Genomic DNA, 19942 nt, shown 5'->3' on the forward strand with positions numbered 1-19942 from the left:
TCACGCTGAATAAGCGGCGCGCGCTGTTTCCATGGGAGCAAGCGCGCCGCGGATTTCAACGACCCGAGCCGCAACTGCGTGGGCTTTGTGGGCAGCATCGACAGGTGACAGGCCTTCGAGGCGTGCAGCAAGATAACCGCCGTTAAAGCTGTCGCCAGCGCCTGTCGTATCAACGGCATTGGCTTTCACCGACGGAACAAGCGTTTGTCTGCCATCGGCAATGATGAGCGCAGGTTCGGTGCCGTCTTTGACCACGATTTCCTTCACACCCAATCCGATCAACCGATCAGCGCAGGCTTGAGCGGTTTCATCGCCAAATAGTGCCTGTTCGTCGGGGAAGGTCGGCAGGGCAATATCCGCGATCGTCATTGCTTCGCTGATGATCTTTTTCGCTTCTTCCCGATCTGGCCAAAGCTGGTGACGGAAATTGGGGTCAAAAGCAATAAGCGCGCCTTCCGCGCGGCATTCGCGCAGGGTTTCAAAAAGCGTTTCCCGGTGTTCTGCAAACACAATTGCTACCGAAATGCCGGAGAAATAAATCATGTCGCGCCCGGCAAGGCTGGCCTTCAGCGCCTGACGGTCGCTTGCAAGGCGCTTTGCAGCGGCATCGCTACGCCAATAGGTAAATGAGCGCTCCGCACCATTGAGTGTGATCGCATAAAGCCCGGGGTGTACGCCCTGAATGACCGGGCTTTGCGCAATGCCAATGCCATTGGAAGCAAGGAATGCCCGTTGCTTCTGCGAGAAATCGTCCTCACCGAAGGCACTGACGTAGTCCACGGGGTATGATTGCTCGGTCAGAGCGCGCATGTACCAGGCCGTATTCAGCGTGTCGCCGGCATATCCCATGCGCCATTGATCGCCATCATTGCCTGAAAGCTCGATCATGCACTCACCGATCGACGCAAAACCACCCATAGTCATCTCCTCATTTTTAACCGGACGTAGGCCTATACCAATTTGCCGTGATGTAAAATCCCGATGTCATCCACCCTTTATCGACTTGCCACATTCCGCGTGTAAGCATCGCGCCAAAAGAGGAATCACTATGCGTTACGCGATTTATTTCACGCCGCCGTCGGGCGATGCGCTTCTTAAAGTGGCTGCAAACTGGCTTGGGCGCAGCGCGTTTAGCGGTGAGGCGGTAAAGGTTCCGGCGATTCGCACTCTCGCCGCAGAAGATGTCGCAGCATTGACCGAAGAGCCGCGTCGTTATGGTTTTCATGGGACGCTGAAAGCGCCTTTCCGGCTGGATGAGGCATATCAGGAGAGCGATCTGCTTTCGGCGCTGATGTATTTTGCGTCATCAAGCGCACCGTTTATTATCCCACGTTTGAAACTGCAGGGCATTGGACCGTTCTTCGCACTTGTGCCTGAAGAACCGGTTGCGGAGCTCAATCAGCTCGCCAATGACATCGTAGTCTCATTTGATCGTTTTCGTGCGCCTTTGCGTGACGCGGAAATCGCCAAACGCCGTCCAGAGCGTCTGAGCGAAGCGCAGCGGCAGAATCTTGACCGTTGGGGCTACCCTTATGTGTTCGACGAGTTCCGCTTTCATATGACGCTCACCGGTCCGGTGGATGAGAAGCAGCGCTCACAGGTGGAGCGCACGCTCGACGATTTTTTTGCACCCGTGCTGGAGGATCAGGTCGAGGTAGCCAATCTGGCTTTGTTCGTTGAACCAGAAAAAGGTGCACCGTTCGAGATTCATTCGCTGCATCCGCTGACGGGTGGTAATAAGGTGTCGAAACGGTCTTCGCGGGCCGTGGGGAGGCCTTGAAGAATGACGACGGAAACAGTTCTTAAAAATGCAAATATCGTGTTGCCTGATGAAGTTATCATCGGCACCGTTAAAATCGTTGATGGCATTATTGTCGATATCACGTCTGGTTCGTCCGTATCTGGCGAAGATATGGAAGGCGATTATCTGACACCCGGTCTGGTGGAATTGCACACCGACCATTTGGAAGGCCATTATGCACCGCGCCCGAAGGTGCGTTGGAACCCGATTGCAGCAGTTCAGGCCCACGATGCTCAGATTGCGGCTTCCGGTATTACGACCGTTTTCGATGCATTACGGATCGGCTTTGATCAGGAGGCGCAGACGGGTATCGATGATATGCGCAAGCTATCTTCGGCAATTGCTGAAGGTCGGGAAGCGGGGCGCTTGCGTGCGGATCATTTTCTGCATTTGCGCTGCGAGGTTTCAGCGCCTGATTGTTTGAGCGCATTCGAGCGCTTTGGCGTTCACCCACTGGTCAAGCTTGTGTCGCTGATGGATCATGCACCCGGACAACGCCAGTTCACGGATATCGAGACCTACAAATCTTATTACATGAGTAAGCTCAAGGTCTCGGAAGAAGAGTTCATTCGCTATTGCGAAAAGCGCATGGGGCAATCGCAGCAATATTCGGCATCGACGCGCAAAGCGATTGCCAATGCCTGCACGGAACGTGGCATTGTCCTTGCCAGCCATGACGATGCAACAGTGGATCATGTTGCAGAAGCAACGGAGCAGGGCATTCGCGTGGCTGAGTTTCCGACCACGCATCTGGCCGCAAAGGCATCGAAAGAATCCGGGATGTCTGTTCTGATGGGCGCGCCAAACGTGGTGCGTGGCGGTTCGCATTCCGGCAATGTTTCGGCGCGAGAACTGGCCGAAGCGGGTCATCTCGACATCATTTCTTCGGATTATATTCCGGCAAGCATGATGCAATCGGCGTTTTTCATGGCTGACGTGATGGATGCAATCACGCTCCCACAAGCAATCAAATTCGTTTCAAGCAACCCCGCGAAGGCCGTTGGTCTTCAGGACCGAGGCGAAATTGCTATTGGTAAGCGTGGCGATCTGGTGCGTGTGCAGATTGCCGAGCATGTGCCGATCATCCGTACTGTTTGGCGTGAAGGACGGCGCGTGATCTAGAGCGCATCCCGAAACGTGCGAAGCGGTTTTCGGAACGAGATGCGCGTAAAAACAAATGGATAGAGCATTTCCAATGGTTCAATCAAAACAGGAAATGCTCTAGAGAGCCGTGCGCCCTGTTGGGCGCACAAAGGTCGCTCTTAACGCGCCATTCTCATCATATCAAATAGTGGCGTCTGCCAGCGAAAGTATTCCTGTTTCATCATCTACTGACAGCTTCAACTCTTTATAGCTGTTGATGCTCTTATGCGATGTTTCTGGTGAATGCGGATGTGTGGCAGTCACGACAACGACGCGTGCGCCAGCAGTTTCGCCGGCAACAATGCCCGCAGGCGCATCTTCAAACACAAGACAATTGTGCGGATCGAAGCCAAGCCGCTTGGCACCCAGCTGGAAGCATTCAGGGCTTGGCTTTCCGCGCTGAACATCTTCCGCGGAGACGATTGTTTTTGGCATTGGAAGGCCAGCAGCCTGAAGGCGACGGCGAGCCAGCTCGATTGGCGCAGAGGTTACGATTGCCCAGCGGTCTTCGGGTAGCGAGTTCAGGAAGTCCAGCACGCCTTCAATCGCGACGATACCATCAAGATCTGCCATTTCCGCATCAAGCAGGATTTTAGCTTCCGTATCTGGATCAAGATGTGGCAAGCCGAGCCGACGGACAGTATCGACCGCACGCACGCCATGAATTGTTGGAACAAATGTTACCGGATCAATGCCATGACGGATGGCCCATTGGCCCCAGACGCGCTCGGTTGCAGCAATAGAGCTAAGCACAGTGCCGTCCATATCAAACAGAAAGGCGTCGAACGGCTTATCGAAGGGGGACAGATCGGTCAAAATAAGGTCCTCGGAATTTCATGCCAATTGTGGGCCAAGAATCGGGTGGGTTTGTTCGCCAGAGATCATAATGCGGAAATGCGAGCAAAGTCACAGTATTCGACGGATGAATCGCGTTTGTCATAGCGTGAGTATGAAAAATCAGATGCGCCACCTATATTGAGAGTGCTGGATCTGGCGACAAAACTTGATCATTTGCCATCTTTGTGGCTTTTTGCGCCACCTGACACCACCTCTAAAAGACGAGAACGAATAGCGGCGTGAATCGCATTCTCAGGATTGTTGTTTAAATGACTGAAATAACAGATAAAAATCGCAACTATCCGGATTATCGGTTTTCCGTCGCGCCAATGCTCGACTGGTCGGACAGGCATTGTCGCTATTTTCATCGCCTGTTTTCCAAACATGCGCTGCTTTATACGGAAATGGTTGTGGCTGACGCCGCGATCCACGGCCCGCGCGACCGTCTCATGGGTTTTGATAATACCGAGCATCCTATTGCTTTGCAGCTCGGTGGCTCTGATCCCGTAAAATTGCAGGAAGCGGCACGCATCGGCGAAGGTTTCGGTTACGACGAAATCAATCTGAATGTCGGATGTCCGTCTGATCGCGTTCAATCGGGAACGTTCGGCGCCTGCCTGATGCAGACACCCGATGTCGTTGCGCGTTGCGTTGCGGCCATGAAAGAGGTTGTTTCTGTGCCGGTCACGGTGAAGTGCCGGATTGGCGTTGATGACCAGGATCCAGAAGCTGCACTTGATGCCGTTTCAGATCAGGTGCTTCAAGCGGGCGCAGATGCGCTTTGGGTTCATGCCCGCAAAGCATGGTTGAAAGGCCTGTCACCGAAAGAAAACCGCGATATTCCGCCACTTGATTATGACCGTGTTTATCGCCTCAAGCAGCGCCTCAACACGCCGTTTGTGGGCATCAATGGCGGTATAGGCACTCTGGAAGAAGCTGCTTTGCATCTCAACCATGTAGATGGCGTCATGTTGGGGCGTGCCGCTTATCATAATCCGGTGCTTCTGGCTGACGTTGACCAGCTCATCTATGGTAGCGCCGAAAAGCCGAAAGACATCGCGGAAGTTATTGAAGCCATGTGCGAATATGTCGACCGGCATATTGCCGATGGAGGCAGGCTTTCGCATATAGGTCGCCATATGGTTGGCCTGTTCATGGGGCAACCCGGTGCACGTCGTTGGCGCCAAATATTATCGACCGATGCGACCAAACCCGGTGCAAACAGCGATGTGTTGCGTCAGGCTTATGCGTCCGTCATCGAAGCGTGCAACGAAGCAGCCTGATTAGAGCGCTGATTTGATTCATTCAGATCGAAACGCGCTCTAATCCATCATGATCAGCTGGTCGCCGCGAACGCTGAAACCACCAAGGGTCTGCAGGAAGTTCATGCCGAGCAGGCTGCCGGTCATTAAACCTTCCTGTGTCACCATCGCACGAATATTGTGCCGCTGAATGTCGCCGATCTGTAGGGTCGCGATTGTGATGCTGGCTGCAGTCGCTCTGCCGTTAGCCGTATTGATCGGCACATTATAGGCAAGGGACGATGTGTCGATACCTGCCCGCTCAGCATCTTCCTTGGAAAGCACCACTGACGATGCGCCCGTATCGACAAGGAAATGCACGCGGGCATCGTTGACGCGGCCATTGACTTCAAAATGTCCGTTAGCGGATTTTGCCAGTGTGACTGTCAGTGATCCATCAGATGCACGACCAGAAATCGGGCTGCCTGGAATAAGGCCAGCTGTTATGCGGCTTCCAACATCCTGAAGCTCATAGCGATATTGATAGGCTGCAACGAGACCGAGAATAATGACAGCCCAAACAGCCATGTTGCGCACGAAGTCGGTAAGTTTGATACCGGAGCCGAGCAGACCAGCTGCAAGCACAACACCCCATATGCCCATATAGGCGGCTTGACCGAAGGCGTCATTAGCAATGCCAAGCGTTGTGCCGCTGTCATTATTGGCCATCAATAGCAAAATAACGACTGCAATGGCTGCAATCACAATCCAGAACAAACGCCCCATCAGCCTTCCTTCTTTTCCAGTCTTTCATGTCGCGTCGGTAAAAGCGTCATGATTGCTCGCCGTTCGTCTTGGCCCATGGAGGACCACTCGGCAATTTCATCGAGTGTGCGGGCGCAGCCGAGACAGTATCCTGTCCGACTGTCGATTACGCATACCAGAATACATGGCGATTCGATTGTTGCCGTGTTCATGAAATGAATGTGGTTGCCTCAAAGCGCGCTGACAAGGCCAAGCAGCACTGCAACAACGCCAATCTGTTGAGCGGCACCCAGTGTATCACCTGTTTGCCCGCCAATTTTCGCAGTGCAGAGCTTTGCAAAGCCGAAGATCAATACAATGCTGAAGAGCAGTGCTTTGATAAAACCTGCAAGACCGGCGACCGGAATAGCCGTCACAATAAGGATGCCAAGGCCCAGCGAGCAGGCGCAGACGAGGGTTTCCCAGCTTGGTTGCCCAAGGTTATCGGCGAGTCCACCGGGGCGTGCGGATGGCAACCCATACCAAAGCGAGAGCATGGCAGCGCGGCTTGCAGCTTCTGCACCGATCAGCGCAAGTGTTGCATAGCACGGACCTGCGCGATCGATGATAGCGGCCAGCAGTGCCAACTTGAGGCCTGTCCAGATGATGAGTGTCAGTGCTGCAAAGGTCCCAATGCGTGAGTCCTTCATGATGTCGAGGCGACGTTCTGGGTTGGATGAGCCAAAAAAGCCGTCCGCTGTATCACCCAGCCCGTCTTCGTGCAGTGCGCCGGTCATGGCGGCCAGTGCGCCAACGGCGATTAGGCCCGAAACAACCGAAGGCAGGCCGAGATGATCTGAAACCAGAAGGGCGATACCTGCCAAAAGGCCAAGAACAGCGCCAGCCAAAGGAAACGCGCGCAAGCTTTTCCGGAGCGAATCGCCCATGCTATCTTCAGTTGTGGTCAGCCAGTTTTGAGGCAATGGCAAACGGCTAAGAAAGCCCAGAGAACGAAATGTGTCTCTTATAAAGCTATTTCGCTGCAACTATTTGCTCCGCTTTAAAACTACAACGTCGACTGGGTCGAATATTTGCGGCCAATAAGGCTTGGCGCAAAGAGGTGATTTGAAAATTTGATTAAGTGCTTATAGGACGAGCACAACAGTTTTGCATCCTCCATTGATTGATTGGACTAGACGATATGAGCGCCAGTGGCCTTCCTTTTGACGATTTTCGCGAACTCATCCGCAATCTGCCGGGGCCTGATCTTGGTGCCGAAGCAGCTGTACGAGCACGAGACGCCACTCTGACCAAGCCTGCTGGCTCGCTTGGGCAGCTTGAAGAAATTGTTGCTTGGCTGGCTGCATGGACCGGCAAGTCCATACCGCAGATCAATCGTCCGCTGGTCGCAGTTTTTGCTGGCAACCACGGCGTAACTGCCAAGAACATCACGCCATTTCCATCAAGCGTTACTGCGCAGATGGTGGAGAATTTTGCGGCAGGCGGTGCAGCAATCAATCAGATCTGCATTGCACATGATCTTGGCCTGAAGGTTTTCGATCTCGCACTGGAGCATCCGACCGGCGATATCACTGAAGAAGCTGCAATGGACGAACGCACCTGTGCAGCTACCATGGCATTTGGCATGGAAGGCATCGCGGGCGGGACGGATCTTCTTTGCATCGGTGAAATGGGGATCGGCAACACCACGATTGCCGCTGCAATTTCTCTGGCGCTTTTCGGCGGCACTGCTGAGGATTGGGTCGGGCCGGGCACAGGTTCAACTGGTGAGCTTCTGCAACGCAAACTTGCTGCTGTTCGTGCAGCGGTCAATCTTCATCAGGATCACCTCAAAGACCCGCTGGAAGTGCTGCGCCGTCTGGGTGGCCGCGAAATCGCTGCTATGGCAGGCGCAATCCTTGCTGCACGCATGGAGAAAATTCCGGTTATCGTCGATGGTTTTGTCGCAAGTGCCGCAGCAGCAGTACTTTATGCAGCAAATCCAACGGCTGTCGACCATTGCCTGTTCGGCCATGTATCTGCTGAACCGGGCCACAGGCTGCTCCTGGAGAAAATGGGCAAAAAGTCACTTCTCGATCTTGGGATGCGTCTTGGCGAAGGTACTGGTGCTGCATTGGCTGCAGGGATCGTCAAAGCCGCAGCGCTTTGCCATAGTGGAATGGCAACATTTGAACAAGCTGGTGTCACAAGTTCCACAAAATGAACACAAAAAAGCCCGGAGTTTTCCGGGCTTTTTTGTGGCTATAAGCGTTTAATTGCTCTCTTTATCGAGCACCATGTAGTCGAGCGGCAGCTCAGTCGTGTACTTGATTTGCTCCATCGCGAACGACGAAGAGACGTCACGAATTTCGATCTTACCGATCAGACGCTTGTAGAATGCATCATATGCAGCAATGTCCGGTACCGCCACGCGCAGAAGATAATCAACGTCACCGCTCATGCGGTAAAACTCGATAACTTCAGGAAATTCCTGAACCACTTCCGAGAAGCGCTTGAGCCATTCATTGCTGTGCGAGCTGGTGCGGACAGAGACGAAGACCGTTACGCGCGTGTTGACACGCACTGGGTCGAGAATGGCGACACGGCGTTTAATGACGCCGTCTTCCTCAAGTTTCTGGATGCGGCGCCAGCAAGGGGTCGTGGATAGGCCAACCTTTTTGGCGACATCAGCGACCGCCAAAGTTGCGTCTTCCTGCAGTAAGCGCAGTATTTTTCTATCGAGCCTGTCCATACGTTTTTAATCCCGGTATTAGAAATCGTTTCCCGAAGTGTCCGGATGAGTGAAACTTCATACCTTATCGTTTGCATTCGCCCGAATTTACAGGAAAAAAATTCCATTGAGAACTGAAGTTCTAAAAATTATTTTCCGGGATCAATGAGTTTGCGTATTTTCTGCTGAAGAGCTGGTACGGTTTCCGCATCAAACCACGGATTTCGTTTAAGCCAGCCACTGTTGCGCCACGACGGATGCGGCAGAGGTAGAGCCGTTCGGCCGTCGGCATTTGGAGTTTCCATGAAGCTGCGCCAGTTCTGAACCGTTTCGGTGAGGCTGGTTTTGCGCCATTCAGGCAAATGATAGGCAAGGGCGTATTGCCCGACGACGAGAATGAACTCCAGTTGCGGCATGGCGGCAAATACGCGGTCATGCCACGTCTGCCGGCACTCTCGGCGTGGAGGAAGATCTCCGCCATGTTTGTCATAGCCTGGAAAGCAGAAGCCCATTGGCACAATCGCAAAACGTGCGGGGTCGTAAAACTCTTCTCGTGTGGTACCGAGCCATTGCCGCAGACGGTCACCTGATGGGTCGTTGAAGGGCAGGGAGCTGTTATGCACGCGAATACCCGGCGCCTGTCCGCAAATGGCGATGCGTGCGGTATCCGATATGATGCAGACGGGATTGGGTTCGTGCGGCAAAGGCGGCAGATATTGAGGCGTGTCACGACAAATACGACACGCCTGGATCGAGTGTCTGAGCTCGTCCAGATTTTTCATTATCGCAGTGCCGCTCCGCATCAGAGTGAATTAATAAACGAAAATAGCCGATCTTTGATATAGATGATGGTGCCGCTGATTACATCGGTTGATGGTGCCTCATGGCCTGTTTCGGGTTCAGCATTCGGCTTTTGGTGTTCTCTGCGCCATTGAAAGGGCATTTCAAAGCTGCCAGCCCATATTCCGCGTTTCTCGCGACGGGCGGAAGCTTCAGCGCTGCGATAGTCGCCATAGGAAACCGCCCAGCCTTGTTCCACCATCCACTGGTTGAGATCCGTGTCACCCAGATAGCAACGTCCGAGATCTCGACCATATTTATCAAAGCCTTCTTTTTCACACCGAATCGCGGCTTTGCCGATTCTGATTTTCAGCGCATCGCGGGCATCTCGACCGCAGGCATAGTCACTGCCTTCGATCCGACAGGTCTGCTCCATCTCAGGTGCGTCGATACCGAGAAGGCGGATATGTACCTTATTCAGTATGACTGTATCGCCATCAATGACATAAACTGATCCTGTCGCAGATTCCCGCGGCTGTCGGTTAACCGGTAGGGAAACAATGACGGGCCCAAGAATTAAAAAGATTAGTAAAGTTAAGAGGATGCCGCCAAATCCTCCACCCTTTTTTCGGCTTCTTGGTTGATATGGCCGCTTATAATAGCGCTGCCTTTTGTTCATTGTTTCATGCCCCCAATCGCGCCCCACACTTAACGCATCTGCAGCTTTTTGCGAAGTTCAGCGTATTTTGGATTGAAGATGCACGGCAACTTATTGGGATCAACTCAGAGCGGTTTTGTGTTGATTCAGCAACAGTCTTTACCATTGCTTTAGTCTAAAAAGACGGGACACACATTTTGCCCATTTCCCGCCACAAAGGCACGTCACCGGATAGGAAAGGCAAAAGCTATTAAACACTTCTGGGAAACTTTGGTTCCCTCAGGACAGGCGAAAAATGAAGCAAGGCGCATTGTTATATAACGATCCGTTTTCGAGCAGTGGAAAGACTGCCTCAGCTTCTTTTTCTTATGCGCACAATAGCCGAGCTTTTTTCCGTCAAAATCGGGTCTCAGTGTTGACGAAAAGACAATGCATTCTGTCGTTTATGTCATCAACTTCCAGCCAATGTGAAAGACCAGCGTTGTGATGCGTATCCGCAGTTTTTCATATCCCCTTATCGCTGCGGCACTTGGCTTGGCCATTGTATGCAACAGCGCTTCGGCTTTTGATTTAAACGATGACTCGGAAAAATCACGTAGTCCGTTTGAGCTCTTCAAATTCGGTTTCTCCGCTTACAAAAGCGGCCATAAGGACGAAGCCATCAAAGCTCTTCGTTATGCTGCTGAACGCGGTCATCAGGGCGCTAAGTGGAAACTGGCTCGTATGTATGCCGACGGTGACGGTGTTGCCGAGAATGACTACGAAGCTTACCAGATTTTTGAAAAGATCGTCCGTGACGGTGCAGAACCAGGTTCCGAGAATGAGCCTTATGTTGCTGACGCGCTGGTCGCGCTTGCTGGTTACGTGAAAGTAGGCATCCCGGGTTCCCCGGTGAAGTCCAATCCAAAGTTTGCTCGCGATCTTTATGTGCAGGCAGCGTCGAATTTTGGCGATTCGGCTGCCCAGTATGAGCTCGGCAAGATGCTCCTGGATGGCGAAGGCGGTGAGCGCAACTCGGTTCAGGCTGCTGGTTGGTTCCAGTTGGCTGCCAAAAAGGGCAATGCGAGCGCCCAGGCAATGCTCGGAAACATGCTGTTTCAGGCTGGCAAGACCGTTCGTGGTCTGGCTATGCTGACCGCAGCATTTGAACGCTGCCCCACGGAAGATTGCACATGGATCCGCGATATGCAGGAACAGGCATTCTCAATTGCAGGTGAAGCAGATCGCCGTAATGCCATTGCTCTCGCAGGCGACTATGCCGTCAAGGGCGACTACTAATCATGCTTTATTCCTTGAACTGATCCAAGTTTAAGGAATTATGCTCTATACATTTGTTTTTACGCGCGTCTTGTTCCGATAACCGCTACGCCCTTTTCGGGATTCACTCTAGCGGTGTGATTACACCGCCAATGTGACTGTGACCGGAACATGGTCGGACGGCTTTTCCCACGCTCTGACGTGCTTCTCTATATCCGCAGCAACAAAATGGTTGGCCGCTTCTGGTGAAAGCATCAGATGGTCGATGCGAATGCCATTATTTTTCTGCCAGGCTCCCGCCTGATAATCCCAGAAAGTATAGACGCCATCTTCATCAGTTGAAGCGCGAACAGCTTCCGTGAAACCCAGATTTTCAAGTCGGCGAAACGCCTGACGTGATTGAGGTTGAAACAGCGCATCACCCAGCCACTGCTGCGGGTTCTTCGCATCGTTTGGCTCTGGAATAACGTTATAGTCACCGGCAAGTACTAGCGGTTCTTCGAGCTCAAGCCTGTCTTTGGCCCATGCTTCAAGGCGCTGCATCCACGAAAGCTTGTATGGAAATTTTTCTGTGTCGATCGGATTGCCGTTTGGCAAATAGAGCGAGACCACACGGAGAACGCCCTTATCTGTCGAGAATACCGCCTCGATAAAGCGCGCTTGTTCATCGCTATCGTCGCCCGGCAAGCCACGATTAACCTCGTCAGGCGACTTCTTGGACAGAATCGCAACGCCGTTGAAGCCTTTCTGGCCGTGCGTTTCCACATGATAGCCGAGCGCTTCAATCTCCAGCCGTGGGAACAGTTCGTCCACCGACTTGATTTCCTGAAGGCAAGCGATGTCAGGCGACGATTCCTTCAGCCAATGCTGGAGGTTTTCGATACGCGCCTTGACGCCATTAATGTTCCATGTCGCAATTTTCATCTGTAAATGATTAGGCGGAAGACGAGGCGAGGGCAAGCGCCGCTCACTCTCCATCACAGAATTTCGCCTCGGTCTGATAATTATTCAAATGCCATTTGTATTGCCGCTTTTGCGTTCCTATCTCCATGAAACCGTAGCCAAACAGGAGATTTTAATGTTCGACGCCAAAAAGCTTCTCGATCAGTTTCTGGGATCGCAAATACCGGGCATGTCAGGAAGCGTTCGTGACAAGGCAGGGCAGGCCACTGATCTCGCGAAGAAAAACCCATTGGCTACGGGGGCGATTGCGGCTGCAATCTTAGGCACTAAAACCGGACGTAAGCTTGCAGGTAATGTGGCAACTGCGGGCGGTATCGCTGCAATCGCGGGCCTTGGTTATCTCGCCTACAAAAATTATAAGTCCGGCCAGTCGCCACAGACCGCTGAACAGCCTGTAGCAAAAGAGCCAGAGCTGCTCCCGCCGCCTCCAGCAGATTCTCCATTTCATCCGCAGTCCCCGACGATGAGCAATAGCTTCGCGCTTACACTCATTCAGGCAATGATTGCCGCTGCAAAGGCTGATGGCCATATCGATGACGCTGAACGCGCACATATCATGGAGAAGGTGCAGATTTCGGGTCTCGACAATGAGGCTGAAGCCTTCTTCGAGAAAGAATTGGCTGATCCGATTGATATTGATGCGCTGGTCGCTGCAGCACAGACCGAAGAACAGAAGGTCGAGCTTTATACTGCTTCCCGTCTGACGATTGATCCGGACACCCGTGCGGAGCGCGGTTATCTCGATATGCTGGCCGGTCGTCTTGGCCTTCCGGATGCGCTGGTCGATCATATTGATGCGACCGTTTCATCGGTAAAAGCCTGATAAAATAAAGCGGCTCCAGTCCAACTGGAGCCGCTTTATACAGCTGAATCTTACTTAGGAATTAGAGCGCATCCCGAAAAGTGTGTAATGGTTTTCGGATAAAGATGCGCGTTAAAACAAGTGTTTAGAGCGACAATCTGATTCAATCAGATCGAAACGCGCTCCAAAGTCTGATCAGATCGCGAAGCTTGTGCCGCAACCGCACGATGCAGTCGCGTTCGGGTTGCGTATCTGGAACGATTGCCCCATCAGATCATCAACGAAGTCGATTTCCGATCCATCCATGTACGGCACAGAGATTGAATCAATCAGCACCTTGGCGCCGAGCTTTTCAATAACAATGTCATCGTCGGATTGATCGTCTACGAGGTCGTACTTGTAAGAAAATCCGGAGCAGCCGCCGCCTTCGACCGAAACGCGAAGTGCAGTTTTGCCCGGTTCAGAACCGATAATATTTGCAATCCGCTTGGCTGCGGATTCGGAAACGGTAATGTCTGTCATCTGCCTTGTTCCGCTTGCAATTGCGAGTGTCGAGTTGGAATTGTCTGGATTTACGACAAACGCATACTTGCCTTCATGTTTAGCTGATAGCTATGAACGCAACGTGTGGAAGTCAATGTCCGCAAGATATTTGCGTAATCATATTACAGTGAGGAATGCATCGCAATGTCCGCTGAAGAAATAGGGCAACTGGAAGGAATTGGCTTCGGCTATCGCGAAAGAGCGCCCTATGCCAGTAATCCTGCGCTGAGCCGAGGTCGGCTGGTGCCGGAGCCTGAAAGCGCTACACGAACGCCTTTCCAGCGGGATCGCGATAGAATCATCCATTCCACCGCTTTTCGCCGTCTCAAGCATAAGACACAGGTGTTCATCGCCCATGAGGGGGATCATTATCGAACCCGCCTGACCCACACGATTGAAGTGGCGCAGATTGCCCGTGCTTTGGCGCGCGCTCTGAGGCTTGATGAAGATCTCGCCGAAGCCGTAGCACTCGTGCATGACTTTGGTCACACGCCTTTTGGGCATACCGGCGAAGATGCGCTGAATGAGCGTATGAAAGCCTATGGCGGCTTCGATCATAATGCGCAGTCTTTGCGTATCGTGACCAAGCTTGAACATCGCTATGCAGATTTTGACGGATTAAACCTTTCTTGGGAAACGCTTGAGGGACTGGTCAAACACAACGGCCCCCTTGTTGGTCCGTTCGCCACGCACTCAGATGAGCCGGTCCCGCAACCGATCCTTGATTTCAACGAACGTTATGATCTCGAATTATCGCGATTTGCGAGCCTTGAAGCGCAATGTGCCGCGATTGCCGACGATATTGCCTATAACGCTCATGACATTGACGATGGTCTTCGGTCGGGTTTGCTTAAGCTGGAGGGGCTTGATGAGGTGCCGCTCACAAAACGCCTTCTGGATATCGTGAGGACACGCTATCCAGCGCTTGATGCGGTGCGCACCGGTCACGAACTGGTCCGCCGCCAGATCACCATCATGGTTGAGGACGTAATCGCTGAATCGCAGCGCCGTATTGCGGCAGCCAATCCGCAAAGCGTTGAGGATGTTCAGGCACAACCGTGTGCGCTTGTTGGCTTTTCAGATAAGATGCGGGATGAAGAAAAAGTCCTGAAACGCTTTTTGTTCAAGAACCTCTATTTTCATGACAGCGTCGTTGTTCGCAGGCACGCTGCAGACAAGATCGTTCAGGACCTGTTCGATATCTGCTTCAGTGATCCATCAATCATGCCGTCAGAATGGCAATCAGGCTGCGAAACGCTTGATGATGCAGGGCGCGCGCGCCGCATCGCCGACTATCTTGCGGGGATGACTGACAATTATGCAGTGCGAGAACACCGACGATTGTTTGACCATACACCCGATTTAGCTTAATCGGGGCGGGACGAAGCGGGTCTCGAAGCGCAAATGCCTCCGGGATCGCCGCTATTTTTATGACGAACAGAAGCCGGACAGCAGAAATTAACCGGACGGAAGCCTCACAGGACGAACCATGAATATCTTTGCAGATTTCGACGCGCGTATCAAAAAAACGTTGCAAGATATTGATCTTAAAGCAAAGGACGGTGGCGATCTCGATTTATCTCGTATCACCGTTGAGCCTCCGCGCGATGCAACGCATGGTGACATCGCCACCAATGCCGCGATGGTGCTTTCCAAGGCTGTCGGTCAGAACCCGCGTGAGCTTGCGACAATTATTGCTGATGCGCTGAAGGCTGATGCCGATGTTGCAACGGTCGATGTGGCTGGCCCTGGCTTCATTAATCTCCGTCTGAAAGATGTTTATTGGCAGCGCGAACTCTTTGCGATGCTCAATGAAGCAACCGACTTCGGCCGCTCCAAGCTTGGTGCTGGTACGAAGGTCAATGTCGAGTATGTTTCCGCCAACCCGACAGGACCGATGCATGTTGGTCATTGCCGTGGTGCAGTGGTTGGTGACGTGCTGGCAAATCTGCTGAAATTCGCAGGTTTCGACGTTACTAAAGAATATTACATCAATGATGCTGGTGCGCAGATTGATGTTCTTGCCCGTTCGGCGATCCTTCGCTACCGCGAAGCGCTAGGTGAGAACATTGGCGAGATCCCAGCGGGTCTTTATCCGGGCGATTATCTGGTGCCGGTTGGTGAGGCGCTTGCCAAAGAGTTTGGCAACAAGCTTCTTGAAATGCCGGAAGATGAAGCGCTCGTTATCGTTAAAGATCGCACGATCGATGCCATGATGGGCATGATCCGTGCCGATCTGGAGGCGCTGAACGTTCATCATGACGTTTTCTACTCCGAGCGCACGCTCCATGTTGATCATGCACGCGTCATTCGCGCCGCAATCAACGATCTGACGCTCAAGGGCCATGTTTACAAGGGCAAGCTGCCGCCGCCAAAGGGGCAGTTGCCTGAAGAATGGGAAGACCGCGAGCAGACCTTGTTCCGTTCGACAGAAGTCGGTGACGATATTGATCGCCCGCTGATGAAGTCTGATGGCACTTTCACTTATTTTGCGGCTGACGTTGCTTATTTCAAAGACAAGTATGACCGCGGCTTCAACGAGATGATCTATGTGCTGGGCGCCGACCACGGTGGCTATGTCAAGCGTCTGGAAGCTGTCGCTCGAGCCGTTTCCGACGGTAAGGCCAAGCTGACAGTTCTGCTGTGCCAGCTCGTCAAGCTGTTCCGTGACGGCGAACCAGTTCGTATGTCCAAGCGCTCTGGCGAATTCATCACTCTGCGTGATGTGGTCGATGAGGTTGGTCGTGATCCGGTCCGCTTCATGATGCTTTATCGGAAGAACGATGCGCCGCTCGACTTCGACTTTGCGAAAGTGACTGAGCAGTCGAAAGACAATCCGGTGTTCTACGTGCAGTATGCGTCCGCGCGTTGCCATTCGGTTTTCCGTCAGGCAGTCGACCAGCTTGGTCTGTCGGGTCTTGATCGCGTTTCGATGGCTGAACATTTCGGCAAACTGACCGACGAAAGCGAAATCGCACTCGTTCGTAAGCTTGCAGAATATCCGCGTCTGATCGAATCTGCAGCCACACATCAGGAGCCGCATCGCCTGGCTTTTTACCTCTATGACCTGGCCAGCGCGTTCCATTCGCAATGGAATAAGGGCACTGAGAACCCAGACTTACGTTTTATTAAGGTTAACGATCCAGAATTGTCTCTAGCAAGGCTAGGGCTAGTACAGGTCGTTTCCGATGTGCTGACTTCCGGTTTGACTATAATCGGTGCGGATGCTCCAACGGAAATGCGCTAGGACGGTTTCTATACGCGCAAGTTCAACCAGAGTGTTGAGCGGGTATAGATAAGTCAAAATGATGGAAGATCAGCGAGTATCCAAGTCGTCGATCTTCCTTCAGGCGCAGGAAACTTCCGTCAACTTTTGCCCACATTGCCTCGCTACAACGTAATGTATCGAGACGTCTTGCGGCGTCCAGGGTTTGAGTTAGGAACACACCATGACGGACAGCAGTGCTAATCCCCGTAGTTACGGCGAGCGTCCGCTGCACGAAGACGATCCGCTGATGGAACTTTCACGGATCATGGCTTTCGGCGCGTCTGCAGATAATAACGTTGCTCGAAGCGAATATAGACCCGAACCAAATTTTGATTCTGGCGACAATGACCTTTCGTTCGATCTCGAGCGAGAGTTGCTTGGTGATTTCGGTAATTCAATCGAACCGGAACAGCATTCGGCTCCATATGTGACACCAGCTTACGAGCCGCATTCCTATCAGGACGCAGAACCTGCGGTGCAGGAAGACGCGCTGGCGTCTGCGCTTGAAGAAGAGTTCGATCTTCATCTCGATGCAAACGAGCCGCTTGCTCCTGCTGAATCTTTTGAATTTGTTGAAGCTGATCGTTCCGAGCCTGTGCCTCAGTTCGATTACAACGACTATTCAGAAGCCCGCACGGCTTATGAAGAAACTCATCCGGATGCCTATGCTGCACAAGCGCCTGTAGAGCCGCTGGAGCAGAACTATTCGAACTATAATCCGTCTGCTTATCAGCCGTCGGAAGATCCTTACGACAATACTTATGCGACGGAACCTGCACCGCTGCCGTCCGATGGCAATGATTGGGAATTCCAATCCGCCAAGCCATTCGAGGCCAGCTACGCCGTGGAGCCATCGCATCAGCCGCTTTCGTTAGAAGACGAGCTGGAAAACCTGCTGTTCAGCGACGAGCCTCAGTCTGCTCAGGTCACAGAGACTGCTTACGATGAGCAACCTGAGCCGTTTTCGGCCTATACGCCACGTTATGCTGAACCTGCAGCAGAAGCCCCAACTTCGGCTTATGCAGAGCCTGCTTATCGCGAAGAATCTGACCCTGTGTTTGATGACTTTCAGCTGGATGAGCCAGAGGCTTATGAACCAGTCGAAGCCGCTGTAAACTATGCGCCGGAACCAGTAGAAGAGCCACAGGCTGCTTCACAATCTGCACAGACACCGATCTATCCGCATTACGCACTCAGCAACTTCGCGGCGGGTGCCGCAACGGCTGGCGTCTTGTCGCCAGAACCTACGCAGGCTGCTGCAGAATACGAATCAGAACAAGTCGAACTCGACGATGATTTCTCTTTCGATGACGACTTCACGCTTGAGACCGAACAGTCATTTGCACCTGTCGCGGTTGAAGCAACCGGCGATGAACTTTCCGGCCTTGATGAAATCTCGTTCAATGAAGACGATTTCGGTTTCGAAGCCTCGGGCGATGCATCTTCGCCAGTTGCGGCTGACGATGCGAACCTCTTCACTGAAGAAGACTTCTTCACTGCAGATGATCTCGATCTGAGCGTGGAAGCCGAGAGTGAACAGGTGGAAACACCTTACGCTCACGCTACCTATTCCGAGGAAGAGCAGCATCCTGCCGCTCCGTCCTTCACGAACTACGCCGACCCGCGTTCTTCGTTTGCAGCACTAGCACCCGAAATCGAAACGCTGAGTGTTGCTGACAGCAAGGTGGAGCAGACCCATTCGCTCGATTTGCCGGAAGTCAGCTATGGCGAAGAAGAAAATAATGCAGGTCTGACTGATCTTGAGACTGAGTTTGCAGAAGTCTTCAACACGATTGGAGTTGATGAGACCGCTGCAAAAACAGATGCTCAGAGCGAAGCTGACAAGGCGTTTGAAGATATTTTCCGCGAAAGCGCTTCGTCCTACATGCCAAACGCAGGTGTTGCAGCTGGTACCGCGCTAGGAGTTGGAGCGGCTGCAGCTGCTGCAACAATGGCTTATGGACGTGCCAACCCTACGGCACAACCAGCATCACCGCAGAACCCAAGCGGTAGCAGCGATGATTTCTATAATCACTGGGCCGCGCAGGGTGCGCAGACTATGGAAAGTGGCGAGTTCGGCACTCGTGCTGCAATGCAGCCCGAAGATGATCTCGGTAGCGCTGCGGAAGCCTATCGCAATCGTCCGGTGCGCGGCCGCCGTGGTCTTATCCTCGCAAGTGTTGCTGGTATCGCTGTTCTTATCGGCGGTATTGGCTACCATTTCCTCGGCGGTAGCGGATCGGGTGAGCCGGTTGTGATTCGCGCCGATAATCAGCCAATCAAGGTTCAGCCGGAAAATCCGGGTGGCGCTACGGTTCCTAATCAGGACAAGGCTGTCTATGACCGTGTCGCTGGTACATTGCCAAACAATCCTGAGCAGAAGTCATTGATTTCTGCGGGCGAAGAGCCTGTTGATCTTGGTGCAACACAGGACAATGAAGTTGGCACGGATGGTGCACCTGAGCCTAATCAGGCTGCCGGAAACTCCGCTGAATCCGGTCAAGAATCACCGCTGATTCAGCCTCGTGAAGTTGAAACGATGATCGTTCGTCCTGATGGCACCATTGTTCAGGCCCAGCAGCCTGCGCAGACACCTCCACAGGCCGCTCCAGTAAATACTGCAAACAATTCAGCACCAATCGCGCCTCCAGCGGAAACTGATGAGATTGCAGCTCTTGCTGCAGGTAATGCGCCTCAGGAACCAGTTGCAAACACGCCTGTAACGCAGCCGACACCTGCAACTCAGGCTCCAGCGCCTCAGGTGCGGGCACCTGTCGTGCCTTCACGCCCGGCTGAACAGCCAACCACTATCGTGGGTAATGTTCCGCAGCGTACTCAGGCACAGGCTCCTGCTGCAGCACCTCAGGTTGCTTCTGCAGCCGGTGCAGGCGGTTACTTCATTCAGATCGCTTCGCAGCCATCTGCTGAACTGGCACAGAAGTCTTATGCCAACATGGCGCAGCGTTATGGCAGCGTGATTGGTGGCCGTGCAGTCGATATCAAGCGTGCTGACATTCCGAACAAGGGCACTTACTACCGCGTTCGAGTTCAGGCTGGTTCGAAGGATGATGCATCCGCACTATGTGGTCGTCTCAAGACTGCTGGCGGTAGCTGCTTCGTGACGCAGTAAACGCTTCAAGATTGTGAATTGAGAGAAGGGCGACACCAGTCGCC

At 52.9% G+C, this 19942-nt stretch carries 19 protein-coding genes; 9 read left to right on the forward strand and 10 right to left on the reverse strand.

Annotated features, from left to right (window positions below):
* Window positions 1–918, reverse strand: coding sequence for a sugar kinase (locus ABWV94_RS02130; RefSeq protein ID WP_113498619.1), 918 nt, complete (start codon window positions 916–918; stop codon window positions 1–3).
* Window positions 919–1048: 130 nt separating this feature from the next.
* Here ABWV94_RS02130 and ABWV94_RS02135 point away from each other — a divergent pair, with 130 nt between their 5' ends.
* Together ABWV94_RS02135 and ABWV94_RS02140 are read left to right on the forward strand one after the other, a co-directional pair.
* The gene (locus ABWV94_RS02135; protein ID WP_113498621.1) at window positions 1049–1780 is read left to right on the forward strand and encodes a DUF1045 domain-containing protein; all 732 of its coding nucleotides are present in this window, start codon (window positions 1049–1051) and stop codon (window positions 1778–1780) included.
* Window positions 1781–1783: 3 nt separating this feature from the next.
* Entirely contained in the window at window positions 1784–2923 is a 1140-nt protein-coding gene (locus ABWV94_RS02140) for an alpha-D-ribose 1-methylphosphonate 5-triphosphate diphosphatase (protein ID WP_064320500.1), read from the forward strand.
* Between the two features lie 162 nt (window positions 2924–3085).
* Here ABWV94_RS02140 and ABWV94_RS02145 read toward each other — a convergent pair whose 3' ends face one another.
* Window positions 3086–3760, reverse strand: coding sequence for an HAD family hydrolase (locus tag ABWV94_RS02145; protein ID WP_113498625.1), 675 nt, complete (start codon window positions 3758–3760; stop codon window positions 3086–3088).
* Window positions 3761–4050: 290 nt separating this feature from the next.
* On the opposite strand from ABWV94_RS02145, the gene dusA reads away from it, so the two are divergent.
* Window positions 4051–5064, forward strand: coding sequence for a tRNA dihydrouridine(20/20a) synthase DusA (gene dusA / locus ABWV94_RS02150; RefSeq protein WP_113498627.1), 1014 nt, complete (start codon window positions 4051–4053; stop codon window positions 5062–5064).
* A 39-nt stretch (window positions 5065–5103) separates the two neighbouring features.
* Here dusA and ABWV94_RS02155 read toward each other — a convergent pair whose 3' ends face one another.
* From ABWV94_RS02155 to ABWV94_RS02165, 3 genes are read right to left on the reverse strand one after another with little or no spacing between them, the layout of a single operon-like run.
* Window positions 5104–5808, reverse strand: a complete 705-nt coding sequence (locus ABWV94_RS02155) for a TIGR02281 family clan AA aspartic protease (protein ID WP_079211785.1) — start codon at window positions 5806–5808, stop codon at window positions 5104–5106.
* Window positions 5808–5999 carry a DUF1289 domain-containing protein gene (locus ABWV94_RS02160; RefSeq protein WP_113498629.1) on the reverse strand — a complete coding sequence of 64 codons (192 nt, stop codon included), beginning with the start codon at window positions 5997–5999 and terminating at the stop codon, window positions 5808–5810. Before ABWV94_RS02160 ends, ABWV94_RS02155 begins: the two co-directional genes overlap by 1 nt.
* Window positions 6000–6017: 18 nt before the next feature.
* The gene (locus tag ABWV94_RS02165; protein WP_113498631.1) at window positions 6018–6812 is read right to left on the reverse strand and encodes an adenosylcobinamide-GDP ribazoletransferase; all 795 of its coding nucleotides are present in this window, start codon (window positions 6810–6812) and stop codon (window positions 6018–6020) included.
* A 155-nt stretch (window positions 6813–6967) separates the two neighbouring features.
* Between ABWV94_RS02165 and cobT the strand changes: the two genes are divergently transcribed.
* Complete coding sequence (cobT, locus tag ABWV94_RS02170; RefSeq protein ID WP_353412547.1) at window positions 6968–7990, forward strand: nicotinate-nucleotide--dimethylbenzimidazole phosphoribosyltransferase; 1023 nt, start codon at window positions 6968–6970, stop codon at window positions 7988–7990.
* A gap of 48 nt (window positions 7991–8038) precedes the next feature.
* Here the strand turns inward: cobT and ABWV94_RS02175 are convergent, their stop codons facing one another.
* The 3 genes from ABWV94_RS02175 to ABWV94_RS02185 all read right to left on the reverse strand — a co-directional run bounded on the left by ABWV94_RS02175 (window position 8039) and on the right by ABWV94_RS02185 (window position 9956).
* Window positions 8039–8518 (reverse strand): Lrp/AsnC family transcriptional regulator, encoded by a 480-nt coding sequence (locus tag ABWV94_RS02175; protein ID WP_007874663.1) that lies wholly within the window; start codon window positions 8516–8518, stop codon window positions 8039–8041.
* 128 nt (window positions 8519–8646) lie between these two features.
* Window positions 8647–9279: a uracil-DNA glycosylase family protein gene (locus tag ABWV94_RS02180; protein WP_113498635.1), complete on the reverse strand. Its 633-nt coding sequence runs from the start codon at window positions 9277–9279 to the stop codon at window positions 8647–8649.
* A gap of 20 nt (window positions 9280–9299) precedes the next feature.
* Complete coding sequence (locus ABWV94_RS02185; RefSeq protein WP_113498637.1) at window positions 9300–9956, reverse strand: thermonuclease family protein; 657 nt, start codon at window positions 9954–9956, stop codon at window positions 9300–9302.
* Between the two features lie 465 nt (window positions 9957–10421).
* Between ABWV94_RS02185 and ABWV94_RS02190 the strand changes: the two genes are divergently transcribed.
* Window positions 10422–11213: a tetratricopeptide repeat protein gene (locus tag ABWV94_RS02190; protein WP_007874666.1), complete on the forward strand. Its 792-nt coding sequence runs from the start codon at window positions 10422–10424 to the stop codon at window positions 11211–11213.
* A gap of 120 nt (window positions 11214–11333) precedes the next feature.
* Here the strand turns inward: ABWV94_RS02190 and xth are convergent, their stop codons facing one another.
* Window positions 11334–12116 (reverse strand): exodeoxyribonuclease III, encoded by a 783-nt coding sequence (xth, locus tag ABWV94_RS02195; RefSeq protein WP_007874667.1) that lies wholly within the window; start codon window positions 12114–12116, stop codon window positions 11334–11336.
* A 154-nt stretch (window positions 12117–12270) separates the two neighbouring features.
* Here xth and ABWV94_RS02200 point away from each other — a divergent pair, with 154 nt between their 5' ends.
* Window positions 12271–12978: a tellurite resistance TerB family protein gene (locus ABWV94_RS02200; RefSeq protein ID WP_007874669.1), complete on the forward strand. Its 708-nt coding sequence runs from the start codon at window positions 12271–12273 to the stop codon at window positions 12976–12978.
* Window positions 12979–13152: 174 nt separating this feature from the next.
* Here the strand turns inward: ABWV94_RS02200 and erpA are convergent, their stop codons facing one another.
* Window positions 13153–13479, reverse strand: coding sequence for an iron-sulfur cluster insertion protein ErpA (erpA, locus tag ABWV94_RS02205; RefSeq protein WP_113498639.1), 327 nt, complete (start codon window positions 13477–13479; stop codon window positions 13153–13155).
* Between the two features lie 165 nt (window positions 13480–13644).
* Between erpA and ABWV94_RS02210 the strand changes: the two genes are divergently transcribed.
* From ABWV94_RS02210 to ABWV94_RS02220, 3 genes are all read left to right on the forward strand, one after another.
* Window positions 13645–14871: a deoxyguanosinetriphosphate triphosphohydrolase gene (locus ABWV94_RS02210; protein ID WP_113498641.1), complete on the forward strand. Its 1227-nt coding sequence runs from the start codon at window positions 13645–13647 to the stop codon at window positions 14869–14871.
* A 118-nt stretch (window positions 14872–14989) separates the two neighbouring features.
* Window positions 14990–16747 carry an arginine--tRNA ligase gene (gene argS / locus ABWV94_RS02215; protein ID WP_064320508.1) on the forward strand — a complete coding sequence of 586 codons (1758 nt, stop codon included), beginning with the start codon at window positions 14990–14992 and terminating at the stop codon, window positions 16745–16747.
* Window positions 16748–16949: 202 nt separating this feature from the next.
* Window positions 16950–19898: an SPOR domain-containing protein gene (locus ABWV94_RS02220; protein WP_353412551.1), complete on the forward strand. Its 2949-nt coding sequence runs from the start codon at window positions 16950–16952 to the stop codon at window positions 19896–19898.
* Window positions 19899–19942: the final 44 nt, after the last annotated feature.

This window comes from Brucella sp. NBRC 12953 (genome assembly GCF_040369775.1).
Taxonomy (GTDB): Bacteria; Pseudomonadota; Alphaproteobacteria; order Rhizobiales; family Rhizobiaceae; genus Brucella; species Brucella pseudogrignonensis.

Coding starts and splice junctions, on each gene's coding strand:
- ABWV94_RS02220 (WP_353412551.1), top strand. CDS start 16,950: ATGACGGACAGCAGTGCTAATCCCCGTAGTTACGGCGAGCGTCCGCTG.
- ABWV94_RS02190 (WP_007874666.1), top strand. CDS start 10,422: ATGCGTATCCGCAGTTTTTCATATCCCCTTATCGCTGCGGCACTTGGC.
- erpA (WP_113498639.1), bottom strand. CDS start 13,479: ATGACAGACATTACCGTTTCCGAATCCGCAGCCAAGCGGATTGCAAAT.
- ABWV94_RS02200 (WP_007874669.1), top strand. CDS start 12,271: ATGTTCGACGCCAAAAAGCTTCTCGATCAGTTTCTGGGATCGCAAATA.
- ABWV94_RS02210 (WP_113498641.1), top strand. CDS start 13,645: ATGTCCGCTGAAGAAATAGGGCAACTGGAAGGAATTGGCTTCGGCTAT.
- ABWV94_RS02180 (WP_113498635.1), bottom strand. CDS start 9,279: ATGAAAAATCTGGACGAGCTCAGACACTCGATCCAGGCGTGTCGTATT.
- ABWV94_RS02140 (WP_064320500.1), top strand. CDS start 1,784: ATGACGACGGAAACAGTTCTTAAAAATGCAAATATCGTGTTGCCTGAT.
- ABWV94_RS02130 (WP_113498619.1), bottom strand. CDS start 918: ATGGGTGGTTTTGCGTCGATCGGTGAGTGCATGATCGAGCTTTCAGGC.
- xth (WP_007874667.1), bottom strand. CDS start 12,116: ATGAAAATTGCGACATGGAACATTAATGGCGTCAAGGCGCGTATCGAA.
- ABWV94_RS02175 (WP_007874663.1), bottom strand. CDS start 8,518: ATGGACAGGCTCGATAGAAAAATACTGCGCTTACTGCAGGAAGACGCA.
- argS (WP_064320508.1), top strand. CDS start 14,990: ATGAATATCTTTGCAGATTTCGACGCGCGTATCAAAAAAACGTTGCAA.
- ABWV94_RS02185 (WP_113498637.1), bottom strand. CDS start 9,956: ATGAACAAAAGGCAGCGCTATTATAAGCGGCCATATCAACCAAGAAGC.
- cobT (WP_353412547.1), top strand. CDS start 6,968: ATGAGCGCCAGTGGCCTTCCTTTTGACGATTTTCGCGAACTCATCCGC.
- ABWV94_RS02155 (WP_079211785.1), bottom strand. CDS start 5,808: ATGGGGCGTTTGTTCTGGATTGTGATTGCAGCCATTGCAGTCGTTATT.
- ABWV94_RS02160 (WP_113498629.1), bottom strand. CDS start 5,999: ATGAACACGGCAACAATCGAATCGCCATGTATTCTGGTATGCGTAATC.
- dusA (WP_113498627.1), top strand. CDS start 4,051: ATGACTGAAATAACAGATAAAAATCGCAACTATCCGGATTATCGGTTT.
- ABWV94_RS02135 (WP_113498621.1), top strand. CDS start 1,049: ATGCGTTACGCGATTTATTTCACGCCGCCGTCGGGCGATGCGCTTCTT.